This is a genomic window from Amycolatopsis sp. NPDC049688 (assembly GCF_040674975.1).
GTDB lineage: Bacteria > Actinomycetota > Actinomycetes > Mycobacteriales > Pseudonocardiaceae > Amycolatopsis.
This window is the reverse complement of record NZ_JBFANY010000003.1, coordinates 478,315-491,646: the sequence shown is the minus strand read 5'-3', so window position 1 is coordinate 491,646 and position 13,332 is coordinate 478,315. Positions and strand designations below refer to the sequence as shown.

12 protein-coding genes are annotated in these 13,332 nt (G+C 72.8%); 8 read left to right on the top strand and 4 right to left on the bottom strand.

Going from position 1 to position 13,332, the window contains the following annotated elements:
- Window positions 1-5: 5 nt before the first annotated feature.
- Both AB0J55_RS13265 and AB0J55_RS13260 read right to left on the bottom strand, forming a co-directional pair.
- Entirely contained in the window at window positions 6-536 is a 531-nt protein-coding gene (locus AB0J55_RS13265) for a GNAT family N-acetyltransferase (protein ID WP_364247108.1), read from the bottom strand.
- 51 nt (window positions 537-587) lie between these two features.
- Complete coding sequence (locus AB0J55_RS13260; protein WP_364247106.1) at window positions 588-1,859, bottom strand: ABC transporter substrate-binding protein; 1,272 nt, start codon at window positions 1,857-1,859, stop codon at window positions 588-590.
- 167 nt (window positions 1,860-2,026) lie between these two features.
- Here AB0J55_RS13260 and AB0J55_RS13255 point away from each other — a divergent pair, with 167 nt between their 5' ends.
- The gene (locus tag AB0J55_RS13255) at window positions 2,027-2,977 is read left to right on the top strand and encodes a LacI family DNA-binding transcriptional regulator (protein ID WP_364247104.1); all 951 of its coding nucleotides are present in this window, start codon (window positions 2,027-2,029) and stop codon (window positions 2,975-2,977) included.
- A gap of 49 nt (window positions 2,978-3,026) precedes the next feature.
- Here AB0J55_RS13255 and AB0J55_RS13250 read toward each other — a convergent pair whose 3' ends face one another.
- On the bottom strand, window positions 3,027-4,154 hold the full coding sequence (locus tag AB0J55_RS13250; protein WP_364247101.1) for a lytic polysaccharide monooxygenase: 1,128 nt from the start codon (window positions 4,152-4,154) through the stop codon (window positions 3,027-3,029).
- Window positions 4,155-4,321: 167 nt separating this feature from the next.
- On the opposite strand from AB0J55_RS13250, the gene AB0J55_RS13245 reads away from it, so the two are divergent.
- Both AB0J55_RS13245 and mgrA read left to right on the top strand, forming a co-directional pair.
- Entirely contained in the window at window positions 4,322-5,515 is a 1,194-nt protein-coding gene (locus AB0J55_RS13245; protein WP_364247098.1) for an AGE family epimerase/isomerase, read from the top strand.
- Window positions 5,516-5,550: 35 nt separating this feature from the next.
- Window positions 5,551-6,546, top strand: coding sequence for an L-glyceraldehyde 3-phosphate reductase (gene mgrA / locus AB0J55_RS13240; protein ID WP_364247095.1), 996 nt, complete (start codon window positions 5,551-5,553; stop codon window positions 6,544-6,546).
- A gap of 8 nt (window positions 6,547-6,554) precedes the next feature.
- On the opposite strand, the gene AB0J55_RS13235 is transcribed toward mgrA, so the two are convergent.
- A complete protein-coding gene (locus tag AB0J55_RS13235) occupies window positions 6,555-7,724 on the bottom strand; it encodes a cellulose-binding domain-containing protein (RefSeq protein ID WP_364247092.1) in 1,170 nt (389 codons plus the stop codon).
- 505 nt (window positions 7,725-8,229) lie between these two features.
- Between AB0J55_RS13235 and AB0J55_RS13230 the strand changes: the two genes are divergently transcribed.
- From AB0J55_RS13230 to AB0J55_RS13210, 5 genes are all read left to right on the top strand, one after another.
- Window positions 8,230-9,684 carry a hypothetical protein gene (locus AB0J55_RS13230; RefSeq protein ID WP_364247089.1) on the top strand — a complete coding sequence of 485 codons (1,455 nt, stop codon included), beginning with the start codon at window positions 8,230-8,232 and terminating at the stop codon, window positions 9,682-9,684.
- Window positions 9,685-9,899: 215 nt separating this feature from the next.
- Window positions 9,900-10,703, top strand: a complete 804-nt coding sequence (locus AB0J55_RS13225; protein ID WP_364247086.1) for an AfsA-related hotdog domain-containing protein — start codon at window positions 9,900-9,902, stop codon at window positions 10,701-10,703.
- A gap of 37 nt (window positions 10,704-10,740) precedes the next feature.
- Window positions 10,741-11,553 carry a carboxymuconolactone decarboxylase family protein gene (locus AB0J55_RS13220; RefSeq protein ID WP_364247084.1) on the top strand — a complete coding sequence of 271 codons (813 nt, stop codon included), beginning with the start codon at window positions 10,741-10,743 and terminating at the stop codon, window positions 11,551-11,553.
- The gene (locus AB0J55_RS13215; RefSeq protein WP_364247081.1) at window positions 11,550-12,251 is read left to right on the top strand and encodes an HAD family hydrolase; all 702 of its coding nucleotides are present in this window, start codon (window positions 11,550-11,552) and stop codon (window positions 12,249-12,251) included. The genes AB0J55_RS13220 and AB0J55_RS13215 overlap by 4 nt, the downstream gene beginning before the upstream one ends.
- Window positions 12,252-12,278: 27 nt before the next feature.
- Window positions 12,279-13,280, top strand: a complete 1,002-nt coding sequence (locus AB0J55_RS13210) for an NAD(P)-dependent alcohol dehydrogenase (protein ID WP_364247078.1) — start codon at window positions 12,279-12,281, stop codon at window positions 13,278-13,280.
- Window positions 13,281-13,332 lie beyond the last annotated feature (52 nt).

Sequence of the window (13,332 nt, the reverse complement as noted above, 5' to 3'; positions counted from 1 at the left end):
GCTCTTCAGCCGAGGTCCTTGCGGAAGCTGAGCCGGTCCAGGCCCGGCCCGTCGTAGTCGGGCTGGACCGGCACCCCCTCGAACTCCTTCGGCCCTGGTTCGGTGACGAACCCCATCCGGGTGTGGAACGCGTGCGAACCCTTGTTCACCGGCGACGTGATCGCCCGTACCACCGAGCGCCCGTGCGCGCGGCTGTAGGCGAAGAAGCGCTCGTACAGCGCGGCGCCCAGCCCGCGCCCGCGCTCGGCGGGATCGACCCCGACGAAGTGGATGTAGCTCTCGGCCGGGCGCGCCGGCGAGAGGAACCCGATCAGGAACGCGACGATCCGGTCGCCCGAGGTCACCAGGGAACTGCTGTCGGTGAAGTGCTGGAACATCAGCTTCGGCAGCAGCAGGGCCCGCTGACGGGAGCCTTCTTCCCCGCCGAGGCCGCCCCACCACCCGTCCAGCAGCGCGAGGACGGGCAGGTGGTCGTCGGGCGTGGGCGGGCGCACCGCGAAGTCCTGCCACGGTGCCGGCAGGGGAGTGGTCGTCATGGTGGCCACCCTGCCCGGTCCGCCGGGCGGCGGCCAGCGGGTTTCCGCCGCTCAGGGGACGAGCCGGTGCACCCCGATCAGCACCTGCTGCCAGACCGCGGCCGGATCGGCGCCCTGCTCGACCGACTGGAGCGCCGGGGCGATCACCGTCTCCTGGATCTTGCCGTCGCCCGGGCCCTTGTACTGCGGCTTCCCGACCTTGCGCGCCTGCGCGACGAAGACCTGGCCGCTCAGCGCCCCGCCGAAGTAGCCGTTCATCTCGCTGAGCAGGTCCGGGGAGGTGAAGGCGTCGACCTGGCTGGGGAAGTTGCCGCTCACCCGGAACGCGTGCAGCTGCTGCTCCGGCGCGGTCAGCCAGGCGGCGAGCGCGGCCGCCTCCTTCTGGTGCGGGCTCGAGGCCGGCACGGTGAGGAAGGACCCGCCCCAGTTGCCGCCGCCGTCCGGGAAGGCGTCGGTGAGCGCCCACTTGCCCGCGTTGCCGACCCCGGCCTGCTGCTCGATGACGCCGAGCATCCACGAGGGACAGACCTTCGTCGCGAAGGCGCCGGTCCGCAGCCCGTTGTTGCCGTCGGCGGCGAAGGCGGTGAGACCGGCCGACTGCCCCTGCTGCACCGCGGCGGTGACCTGGTTCCAGGCGTCCCGCAGCGCGGTGTTCGTCTCCAGCGTCGAACGGTCCTCGCGGTCGAGGTAGCCGACCGGGAGCTGGTTGACCTTGGCGTTGAAGACCTGGGCCGCGGAGTCGAACCAGGCCTTGCCGTGCGAGCGTTTGACGTACTTCTCGCCGGCCGCGAAGAAGCTTTCCCAGCTCGCGAACATCGTCTTCACCGAGCCCGGGTCGGTGGGCAGGCCGGCGTTCTCGAGCAGGTCCTTGCGGTAGCACATGGCCAGCGGGCCGATGTCGGTGCCGTAGCCGACGAGCTTGCCGTCCTTGCTGCGGCCTGCCTCGTACTTCCACTCCAGCCACCGGCCGGGTTTCACGTCGGGCGGCCCGACCTTGGCCAGGTCGGCGAACTTCGCCGACTGCGCGAGCACGTCGGCCAGGTGGCCTTCCTCGACCGCCTGGACGTCGGCGAGCTCGCCGCCCTTCTGCAGCTTGTCCAGCAGGTCCTGGTGGTACGGCCCGCCCTGTTCGGTCCGGACCTGACGGATGGTCAGCCCGGGGTGGGTGAACTCGTAGCCGGGGATGAGGTCGTCGTAGCCGAACTCCCCGAACGTCGCGATGGTGAGCGTGATGCGGTCCGGCGTGTCCGGCCCGCACCCGCCGGTCAGGACGAGCAGGACGGCGGCGGTGGCGAACGCCAGCTGTCTTCGGATCTGCCTCATGCGCGCGTGCTCCCCGGTCGCGGCCCGCTCCCGGCCTCCGTTGGCTGGGAGCGCTCCCGGATCGAGTCTTGTTTCCCGAGGTGGCGGGTGTCAAGGTCGGCGACGGCCGGTGTCCGGGCGGACACGGTCCGCGGGCCGCGGCTCTTGTGGTGCAACGAAGGGGTGCGATGAAGCGTCCGACGATCACCGACATCGCGCGGGAGGCCGGCGTCTCCAAGGGCGCGGTGTCCTACGCCCTCAACGGCCGCCCCGGCGTCTCCGAGGCCACCCGGCAGCGGATCACCGAGATCGCCCGCGAGCTCGGCTGGGCACCCAGCAGCACCGCCCGGGCGCTGTCCGGCGGCCGCACCGGGGCGACCGGCCTGGTCCTCGACCGGTCCCTGGAGGCGTTCGTGCCGGCCCTGCTCGACGGGTTCGAGGGCGAGCTGCTGCTGCAGGTCGCCGCCGGCCGCGACGCCGCGCTGGCCATCTACCGCCGCTGGCGGGCCGAGCGCAAGGTCGACGGCGTGCTGCTCACCGAGCCGGGGTGCGCGGCGGAACTGGTGCGGATCGGCCTGCCGGCGGTGGTGCTCGGCGGCCCGGGCGGGGTGCCGGGCGTCCCGTCGGTGCTGGTGGACGACGTCACCGGCGCGCTCGAGGCGCTGGAGTACCTCGCCGCGCTGGGGCACCGGCGGGTCGTCCGCATCGCGGGCGCGGCGGCGTTCGCCGACCCCGCGGCCCGGAAGCGGGCCTTCACGACGGCGGCGACCGGGCTCCCGCACCCGGGCACCGTCCACCCGGAACCCTCGGCCGACGCGATCCGGCGGGTGCTGGCCGCGCGGCCCCGGCCGACCGCGCTGCTGTGCGACACCGACGACCTCGCGGTGGCCGCGCTCGCCGCCGCGCGCGAGCTCGGCCTCGCGGTGCCCCGCGACCTTTCGATCGTCTCGTGGGACGACACCCCGCTGTGCCGGCTGGTGCGCCCCGCGCTCACCGCGATCCGGCGCCCGCTGGCCGAGCTCGGCGCGCTCGCCGCCGCCGTCCTGCACGACGTGCTGGCCGGGGAGCGGGTGAGCGACGTGTGCGCGTCCCGGCCGCGGCTGATCACCCGCGGCAGCACCGGGCCCGCGAACGGGTGAAGGCCGCCCCGCGCGGCGGAGCGGCCTTCCCGGTGTCCACTGAGGACGATCAGCTGCCCTGGCAGGTCGGCGAGGGCGCGGCGGCACCGCCGGTCGTGTTGACCACCAGCCCGAAGGTGGTCTGGCCGTCGGCGGGGATCGCGCCGTTCCAGTCGGCGTTGCGGACCGTCACCGCCGAGCCGGACTGGCTCAGCGTGCCGTTCCACACCGAGGCGACCGTCTGGCCGGCGGGCAGCGTCCAGCCCACCTGCCAGTGCGAGTACGCCGAGGTGCCGTGGTTCATCACGGTCACCGTGGCCTGGTAACCGCCGCTCCAGGGGTTGGTGATCTCGAACATCGCCATGCACGAGCCCGGCGGGTTCGTCGGGGTGGTCGGCGTGGTCGGGGTCGTCGGCGTGGTGGGGGTGGTGGGCGTGGTCGGGGTGGTGGTGGGGCCGGTCGGCGTCGTCGGGGTGGTGGTCGGGCCGCCGCCCTGGTCCTTCACGCCGGTGACCTCGCCGTGCCCGCCGTCGAACACGACGTCCGAGCAGCCGTAGAACGTCTCGGCGCTGTCCGAGCGCTTCCACACCGAGTAGATGATGTGCCGGCCGGACTTGTTCGACGGCAGCGCGCCGCTCCACTTGTACTGGCCCTCCACCGTGCCGACCTGGCCGGTCACCGGCGGGTGGTCGACCGTCAGGAACGGCTGGTCCTCCAGCGAGTCCCAGGTCAGCGGCTGGTTCGGGTTCCAGCCGTCCTTCGTCACGTACGTGTAGAACCAGCCCGGGTGGGCGGCCCACGCGTTGTAGGAGAAGTCGAACTGGGCGCCGGCGGTGAGGTGGGTCAGCGGCCACGCGCCGACGCCGTCGAAGCCCGCGTAGTTCGGGTTCCCGCCCGAGCACAGCTTCCCGTCCGGGATGAACCCGCGCGTGCGCCCGGCGCCGTCGGACCGCAGCACGCCGAACCAGTTGTACAGCGAGTTGGCGCCGCTGACGGCCACCGCGGCCGCGCAGGCCGGGTTGATGGGCTTGATCTCGCCGGTCGAGCTGAGGCCGTCCTGCCAGCACAGGAAGGTCCGGCTGCTCGGTTTCATCATCGCGCCGTGCGCCTCGGCCGTGCCGGTGTTGAGCAGGATGGCGGTCAGGCTCGCCAGCAGCACGGTGACGGCGGCGAGGATCGTACTTCGTCTCCTGGTCACGTCAGTCCCTTCATTGGGTAGCGTGCGTCGAAGACTGGGAGCGCTCTCACGATCAGGATACGCGGCGGCGGTCACTTCCGGAACAGCCCGCGGTGACCGGGGCGGCCGCCTTGGCCTACCTTGGCGCAGGGCGGGCGAACCGGGCCGGCCGTGGCGAAAGGCAGAGAGTGGACAGTCCGTCATCGGTTCCCGCCTGGGTGCGTGCCGAACCCGCCCGGCTCCTCGGGTTCGCCCGCGGCGCGGTGCACCCCGGCGGCGGGTTCGCCTGGCTCGACGACGCCGGGCGCCCGGTGCCCGGGCGGCCGGTCGAGACCTGGATCACCTGCCGGATGACGCACGTCTTCGCGCTCGCGTCCCTGCAGGGGGCCGGCACCGGCGAGCTGGTCGCCCACGGCGTCGACGCGTTGACGGGCCTGCTGCGGGACCCGGAGCACGGCGGCTGGTACGCCTCGACGGCGGTGACCGAGAAGCGGGCTTACGAGCACGCCTTCGTCGTGCTGGCCGCCGCGAGCGCGGCCGCTGCCGGCGCCGGCGGCGCGGAAGCGCTGCTCGCCGAGGCCCTGGAGGTCGTCGAACGCCGCTTCTGGGAGCCGGGCCCCGGCCGCGTCGCCGACGTCTGGGACCGCGGGTGGACGCAGCGGGAGGACTACCGCGGCGCGAACGCCAACATGCACACCGTCGAGGCGTTCCTGGCCGCCGCCGACGTCACCGGGGACGCGGTGTGGACCGCCCGCGCACTGTCCATTGTGGAGCACTTGGTGCACGGCGAAGCCCGCGCGCACGGGTGGCTGCTCCCGGAGCACTACGACGCCGGGTGGCGCGTGCGCCCGGACTTCAACCGCGACGACCCCGCCGACCGGTTCCGCCCGTTCGGTGCGACGATCGGGCACCTCTTCGAGTGGGCGCGGCTGGCCGTCCACCTCGGACGCGCGCTCGGCGACGGCGCCCCGGCGTGGCTGCGGACCGACGCCGCCGCCCTGTTCGAGACGGCGGCCCGGTACGGCTGGGCCGCCGACGGGCGGCCGGGCTTCGTCTACACCACCGACTTCGCCGGGACGCCGGTCGTGCGCACCCGGCTGCACTGGGTGGTGGCCGAGGCGATCGCCGCCGCGTGGACCCTGCACCAGGAAACCGGTGATCCGGCGTACCTCGCCCGGTTCCGGGAGTGGTGCGAGCACGCCGAAACCTGCTTCGTCGACGGCGAACTCGGGTCCTGGCACCACGAACTCGACCCGGAGAACCGGCCCGCCGCGTCGGTGTGGGCCGGCAAGCCGGACGTCTACCACGCCTACCAGGCGACGCTGCTGCCCGCCCTGCCGGCCGCGGCGTCGTTCGCGGGCGCGCTCCGGCCCCGCCGATAGACTGCGCGAGTCGTCCCTTCTCGGCAAGGAGAACCATGTCGCCTTTCGTCGCGGCCGCGGACCGGTACGCGGGCATGCCGTACCGGCGGGCCGGGCGCAGCGGGCTGAAGCTGCCCGCCGTGTCCCTCGGCCTGTGGCACAACTTCGGGGACGACAAGCCCCTCGACGTCCAGCGCGCGGTGCTGCGCCGCGCGTTCGACCTCGGGGTGACGCACTTCGACCTGGCCAACAACTACGGCCCGCCGCCCGGCGCGGCCGAGGCGAACTTCGGGCGCCACTTCGCCGCCGACTTCCGCCCCTACCGCGACGAGATCCTGGTGTCGTCCAAGGCCGGCTACCTGATGTGGGACGGCCCGTACGGCGAGTGGGGCTCGCGCAAGAACCTGCTGGCCAGCCTGGACCAGAGCCTCACCCGGACCGGCCTGGACCACTTCGACGTCTTCTACTCCCACCGCCCGGACCCCGAGACGCCGATCGAAGAGACGATGGGGGCGCTCGACACCGCCGTCCGCTCGGGCAAGGCGCTGTACGCGGGCATCTCCAACTACTCGCCGGAGCAGACGACGGCCGCGCTGGCCGCGCTGGCGGAGCTCGGCACGCCGCTGCTGATCCACCAGCCGTCCTACTCGATCCTCAACCGGTGGGTCGAGGACGGCCTCCTCGACACCCTCGACGAGCACGGCGTCGGCTCGATCGCGTACTCGCCGCTGAGCCAGGGCCTGCTGACCGACCGCTACCTCGACGGCGTCCCCGCCGGCTCGCGGGCGGCCGGCGCCAGCCCGTTCCTCACCCGCGACCGCCTCACCGAGGACACGCTGACCACCGTCCGCGCGCTGAACGACGTGGCCAAGCGGCGCGGGCAGACGCTGGCGCAGCTGGCCATCGCCTGGGTGCTGCGCGGCGGCCGCGTCACCTCCGCGCTGATCGGGGCCAGCAGCGTCGCCCAGCTCGAGAACACCGTCGCGGCCACCGCGAACCTCGAGTTCACCGACGACGAGCTGGCGGAGATCGACCGGATCGTCCGCGGGTAGCCGCCGGCTCAGCAGCCGATCCGCGAGGAGCCGACGGCGACGTCGTCGAACCACAGCGTGTCGGCGTCGCCGGCGTAGCTCTCCCAGCCGAGCCGCAGGTCGGTGAGCGCCGGGTGCCAGGCCCGGGCGAGCCACTGCTGGTCGATGTCGGCGGTCGGGACGCCGTCGACGACCAGGCCGGGCACCTCGGCCGAGTTCAGCCAGGTCCGCAGCTGACCGGCGGCGCCGTCGACCTCGAACTCGAAGCAGGACCAGGTGCCGGTGGCCAGCGGGACGCTCTGGGCGACCCCGGCCGGGCTCTGCGCGGGCAGTGTCGCGTCGTCGGACTCGCGGTTCCACTGCAGCGCCCGGTTCTGGCCGCCGGCGCGCAGGTCGCGGCCGCCGTCGGCGGTGTCGCGCAGGGCCATGAACGCGACGTGGCCGGTGGGCAGCGCGGTGGTGTGCCGCACCCAGAACCGGCCGAACAGCTTGCCCGAGCCGAGGCCGGACAGGCTGGTGCCGAGGAAGGCGTGGTTGCAGTAGCCGCCCTGGCCGGTCACCTTGACCGAACGGCTGCCCGAGTGCGCGACCGTGCCGTCGACGGCGACCGTGCCGGTGCCGGTGCAGTTGGCCGCGCCGACGGTCCAGCGGCCGCCCGGGGTGCCGCCGGTCTGCTGCTCGAAGTCGTCGCAGATCGTCGCGGCCGCGCAGCCGGCGGGCGGTGGCCCGGACGTCGTCGTGGTCGGGGTGGTGGTGGTCGTCGTGGGCGTGGTCGGCGTGGTCGATGTCGGGGGAGCGGGGTCGCCGCACGAGACGCCGTTCAGGGCGAAGTCCGTGGGCGTGTCGTTCGTCCCGCTGTAGGTGCCCTGCAGGCCGAAGGAAACCGAGCCGCCGGCCGGCACCGAGCCGTTGTACGACAGGCTCTCGGCGGTGACCGCGGTGCCGGACTGCCGGACGGTGGCGTTCCACGCCACCGTCACGGACTGGTTCCCGGTGTAGTGCCAGGTGAGCGTCCAGGAGGAGAGCGCGGTGGCGCCGTTGGTCACCGCGATGTCGGCGGTGTAGCCGGTCTGCCACTGGTTGACGCGGTAGGCGACCGAGCACGCGGGCGCGGCGGCGGCCGGCCCGGCCACGACGACCGCGGTGGTCCCCGCCGCGGCGAGGCAGAGCGCGGCGAGGGCGCCGGCGAACCTGTTCATCGGGTCCTCCCGGGACGCGGACAGGGGCGCCGTGGCCTGCACCACGGCGCCCCTGGGTGGTGGCCGCGTTCTGGCGAGGCGACCTGGCATGGGAGCGCTTCCAGCCGCGGTGAAGGTAACCCCCGTGTGTCGCTCTTGTAAAGCGCGACCCGGACGCGGCGCCATCCGGTGGTCCGTTTTCCGGAACCGGGCCGGGCGGAGTGTCCACTGAACACTCCTGAACGGCCGAATCCGTTGTGGCGTAGGCCCGATCCGCGGTAGCGCTGTGCCACCGGCCGACGGCACCGGACACCGCCGTTGGAGTGGTTTCCGGAAATCCTGCCCATGATCACGTCCGGAGCGCTGCGGCCCCTCGTATTGGGAGCGCTCTCAGTCGGATTCTTGTTGCCTCCTCAACCTCTCGGGAAACTCCACGGTTCCCACCCGTGACGTCCTGGGCTCCTGCCGTCACGCTGCGGTACTGTCGTCGGGGTGCACCCGTACTCCGGAAACCGCTGGATGAACGATGAGTCGACAGGCCAAACCAGGGAGTAAGCCGTACCGTGCACAACTGCGCGAACGCCTGGTCGCCTTGGGCTTCCCCGAAGCGGCGATCCCGGCCCGGGTGGCGCACAACCTGATCGTCGAGTGCCGGATCCCGCCGCGCACCGCGTGGCGGCTGGCGTCCGAGCTCTCGCTGGACGTCGCCGCGCACCAGTACAACGCCGTCACCGGCGACCCCCGCGCGGGGATGCGCGGCACGCGGATCTGGGAGTACGAGCAGTGGCCCGACCGCGGCGTCCGGCCCACCGTCGCCGCGCTGCGCGTGCTGGCGCAGGTCTACGGCACCGGCTGGAAGTGCCTGCTTGGGCTGCGCGACCTCGAGCAGCTGCCGGCCAAGGACCTCGCCGAGTACCACGCCGAGGCGGAGCCCGCGGCCGTCGTGGCGGCCGAGCCCGAGCCACCGCCCGCGCGGATCCTCACGCGCGCCGAAGCCCGGCCCGACGAGGAGATCGGGACGGGCGCCCTCGACGACGCCATCCTGCTCACGAAGACGAACGTGGACGACGTCCAGATCGACGACCTGTGGTCCGACCTCGACTTCCTCGGCGGCGCCTACACCCGGACCGCCCCCGACTCCATCCTCGGCCAGATCGCCGTGATCGAGGAGCGGACATCGGCGCTGCTGAAGGGCCGTCAGAGGCCGAAGCAGACCCAGGAACTCCTGCTCATCGGGGCGAAATCGAGCGCGATGATGGCGTGGATCGCGGGCGACCTCGGCCGGTACCGGCTCTCGCGCCAACTCAACTCCGCGGCCTGGCTCTACACCCAGTACGCCGACGACTTCCTCGCCCGGCGCTGGGTGCGCACCTCCCAGGCGCGCGTCGCGTTCTGGGCCGGCAACGGCATCGAGTCGGCGAAGCTCGCCGCCGACGGGCTCAACTACCACGTCGGCGGCCGGCTCACGGACGCGCCGCTGATCCTCGCCGAGGCGCGCGGCTGGTCGTCGGTGCAGGCCGAGCAGCAGGTGCTGGACGCGATCGCGCGCTGGTCGTCCATCGAGAACCCGGACCTCGGTGCCGGCGGCGAAGACCGGTTCTTCAACATCACGAAGGACCGGCGGCACTACGTGGCCGGCAACTCGCTGCTGTCGGTCGGCCAGGCGTCCGCCGCGCTGCGCGAGTTCACCACCGCCCGCGAGGCCTTCGAGAAGCTGCCGCTGGAGAACCGCTGGGAAGCGATGGACCCGATGATCCGGATCGACATGGGCCGCGCGCACCTGCGGCTCGACGATCTCGACGCCGCCGCCGCGCAGGTCGAACCCCTCCTGGACGCGGGGGTGGGCAAACAGCCGGACATGGTGCACGCCATGCTGAAGCTGATGGCCACCGAACTGTCCGCACCGCGCTGGCGCTCGGCCTCGACGGCCCGCACCCTCGCCGAGGCCCTCCTGGACGCCCAGTCCTCGGCGCGGCCGTGACTGTGACCACCGGGGCTTCGCCCCGAGCCGGGGGCTTCGCCACCCGGAACCCCCGAGAAGCTGTGACAACCGGGGCTTCGCCCCAGGCCGGGGGCTTCGCCACCCGGAACCCCCGAGAAGCTGTGACAACCGGGGCTTCGCCCCAGGCCGGGGGCTTCGCCACCCGGAACCCCCGAAAACGATCGCCCCACCCGACCCGGACGGAGGCTGCCCACGTGGCACCCGACGATGTCTCGTGCCCGCACAGCCCGCGAAAGGAGATCCCGGAACCCGCCGGCCACACCCGGCGGGACGTGGTGGTGGTCGCCGACCGCTTCGCGCGGTTCGCCCGCGGGGACCGCGTGCTCACCCTGTCGGGCCTGCTCGGCCTGCTCGACTCGGGGGCGCTGCAGGCGTCGGGCTGCCACTGGGTCGTCCACCTGGGCCAGGGCATCGACGGCACCGACGGCGACCTGCTGGAGGCCGCCTGCGACAAGACCGAAGGCGCCGTGTGCCTGGCGGACCCGCAGGCGTTCCGGCGGCCGCCCGAACGGCCGGCGGTCGTCCACAAGGACCGGCCGGAGAACGTCCTGCTGGCCGGCGTGCACAGCCCGGTGCCCGAGCAGTGCCGGGCCGAGCTGCGGATCCACCGCGACAACGAACTGGTCCTCGACCACCACACCGGCGAGCACGTGCAGGGCATCGTCATCGTCGAGGCGATGCGGCAGATCTGCATCGCCCAGTTCGAGACCGCCGTCCGCCCCGCACTGGCCTCGGCCGCCTACACCGGGGTGTGGCAGCGGATCGACCTGTCCTTCCAAGACTTCCTGTTCCCGCTGCCGGCCACGGTCGAGTCGCTGATCGTCGAGTCCGACCTCGGCCGCGACACCAACCTGAAGTTCCGCGCCTCCACGGCGGTGCGCCAGCAGGGCCGCACCGTGGCCACCGCGGGCATCGAGTACTCGATGATCGCGCAGAGACGCATCGACGCCCTCGAACGGCGCAAGGCCGACCAGGCCACCCGCGCCTACCTCGGCTGAGCCGGATCCCCCCACACCGAAGGGAAACCACCGCACGATGTCCGACGTCCAGGAGCAGAACCGCTCCGCGTCCTTCGCCCAGGGCCTGAAACTGATCCAGCAGCTCGGCGGCGTGGAACGCCCCGCCGTGCTCGACCTGTTCGCGAGCATCGGGGAGGCCGAGTTCGGCGAGCAGTGCGTCGGGTTCATCTACGGCGACGTCTACCACCGGCCCGGGCTGCCGCTGCCGGAGCGGCAGCTGGCGACGGTCGCCGCGCTCACCGCGCTCGGCTACGCGGGCTCGCAGCTGCAGTTCCACGCCAAGGCCGCGCTCAACGTCGGCTGCACCCGCCGCCAGCTGGTCGAAGCGGTCATCCACGTCAGCTCGTTCGCCGGCTTCCCAGCCACCTTGAACGCGCTGACCGCCCTCAAGGCCGCCTTCGAGGGCCTGCCGGAGGACGAGCCGGCGGCGGAGACGCCGGAAGACGTGCCGTGGGCCGGCATCGAGGACCGCTACCAGCGCGGCCTGGCCGCGATGCGGGCCGTCGACGGCGAGGCGGGGGAGAAGGTCGCCGCGGCACTGGCGGACATCGCCCCGGACCTGGCCACCTACATCATCGAATTCACCTTCGGCGAGGTCTACACCCGGCCGCACCTGAGCCTGCGCCACCGCGAGATCGTCACGATCGCCGCGTGCGTCGCGCTGGGCACCGCGCTGCCGCAGCTGAAGGTGCACATCCACGGCCTGCTCAACGTCGGCGGCACCGAGCAGGAAGTCGTGGAAACCGTGCTGCACCTGGCGTTCTACTGCGGCTTCCCGGCCGCGCTCAACGCCATCGCGGCCGCACGGGAAGTGTTCGCACAGCGGTGACCCGGCTGGAGAAACTGCGCGTGGTCGCGCTCGACTGCGACGGCGTGCTCATCGACGACACCTACCTGGCCATGATCGCGCGGTTCGTCGCCGAGCACGGCGGGGTGTACGACGCCGCGGCCGAGCGGGACGTGATCGGCCTGCGCGACATCGTCGTCGCGGAGAAGATCACCGCCCTGTGCGGCCTGGACCAGCCGGCCGAGGAGACGCTGAAGCAGCTGTGGGCGGCACGGCAGGAATACCTCGCCGAGCACCCGATCCGGGTCGCCGAAGGCGCGCGGGACTGCCTGGAGGCGTTGGCGAAGCTCCCGGTGCGCCTGGTCTGCTACGGCGGGCGGACCCGCGAGCACACCTTCGACCACTACCTCGGCGACTACGTGGACCTGCTCGACCCCGAGGTGCCGTACGTGAGCATCAACGAGCACCGGCCGGGTGTCGACCACATCGCCCGGACCGTGTTCGGCGTCGGCTTCGACGAGATCGTGTTCGTCGACGACGTCAGCCGGGTCGCCGAGGACGCCCGCGCGCACGGCGCCGGGTTCGTCGGCTTCCCGTCGAGCCCCGCCCACGCGCGGCAGCGGGAGTTCATGGTTTCCTGCGGTGTCCGGCACTTCGCCGCTTCGCTCGGCGAACTGACCCCGGAACTCCTGGCGATCGTCGACGGGGAGCTCGCGACTTCGACACACTGGGCTCGTTGAGGAGTTCCCGCATCCCTTGGAGCCGCTGTGAAGTACTTTTCCCTGCCCCGTCCCGGCGCCGGGCTCGTCCTGGGCGAGCGTGACGTCCCCGAACCCGGCCCCGGGCAGGTCCTCGTCCGGTTGCGCGGCTGGGCGCTCAACGCCCGCGACCTGATGATCCTCAAGGGGTTCTACCCGAAGCCGGTGAAGCCGGACGTGATCCCGCTGTCCGACGGCGCGGGCGAGGTCGTCGCGGTCGGCGACGGGGTGCGCACCTGGACCGCGGGCGACCGGGTCGCGGCGACGTACTTCCCGTACTGGCTGTCCGGGCCGGGCACGCCGGAGAAGACCGCGGACGACCTGGGCGGCACGCTCGACGGCGTGCTCGCGGAGTACGCCGTGTTCGCCGAGGACGCCCTGGTCGCCGTGCCCGCGCACCTCGACTACGCCGAGGCCGCCACGCTGCCCAGCGCCGGCGTGACGGCGTGGCGGGCCGTCGTCGAGGAAGGCCGCCTGACGCCCGGCCAGACCGTCCTCACCCTGGGCAGTGGCGGTCTGTCGACCTTCGCACTGCAGTTCGCCGCGCTCGGCGGCGCCCACGTCGTCGCGACGTCGAGCTCGGACGCCAAACTGGCGCGGCTGCGCGAGCTGGGGGCCGCCGAGACGCTCAACCACGAGACCACCCCGGAGTGGGGCGCGGCCGTGGCGGAGCTGACCGGCGGCGGCGTGGACCACGTCGTCGACGTGGGCGGCGGTGGCACGATCGGCCAGTCGATGCTCGCCGCCCGGTACGGCGGGCACGTCACCGTGGCCGGCGTGCTGACCCACGAGGGCGGCGCCGATCCGATCCTGGTGCTGGTCAAGCAGCTGACGCTGCGCGGGCTCACCAACGCCTCCCGCGAGACGTTCCAGGCGATGAACCGGGCCGTCGAACGGACCGGCCTGAAGCCGGTCATCGACCGCCGGTTCGGCTTCGACGAGGTCGACGACGCCGTCAAGCACCTGGAGTCCGGGACCCACATCGGGAAGGTCGTGCTGGAGATCGCCTGAGCGCCGCTGTCCGCCGGGTAAGTTTTGCCCGCCCCGATGGGTATTTTCGGCA

What these genes read in the sequence shown, in the direction of transcription:
- AB0J55_RS13265 (WP_364247108.1), bottom strand. Translation starts at nt 536, where the DNA reads ATGACGACCACTCCCCTGCCGGCACCGTGGCAGGACTTCGCGGTGCGC.
- AB0J55_RS13260 (WP_364247106.1), bottom strand. Translation starts at nt 1,859, where the DNA reads ATGAGGCAGATCCGAAGACAGCTGGCGTTCGCCACCGCCGCCGTCCTG.
- AB0J55_RS13255 (WP_364247104.1), top strand. Translation starts at nt 2,027, where the DNA reads ATGAAGCGTCCGACGATCACCGACATCGCGCGGGAGGCCGGCGTCTCC.
- mgrA (WP_364247095.1), top strand. Translation starts at nt 5,551, where the DNA reads ATGTCGCCTTTCGTCGCGGCCGCGGACCGGTACGCGGGCATGCCGTAC.
- AB0J55_RS13235 (WP_364247092.1), bottom strand. Translation starts at nt 7,724, where the DNA reads ATGAACAGGTTCGCCGGCGCCCTCGCCGCGCTCTGCCTCGCCGCGGCG.
- AB0J55_RS13230 (WP_364247089.1), top strand. Translation starts at nt 8,230, where the DNA reads ATGAGTCGACAGGCCAAACCAGGGAGTAAGCCGTACCGTGCACAACTG.
- AB0J55_RS13220 (WP_364247084.1), top strand. Translation starts at nt 10,741, where the DNA reads ATGTCCGACGTCCAGGAGCAGAACCGCTCCGCGTCCTTCGCCCAGGGC.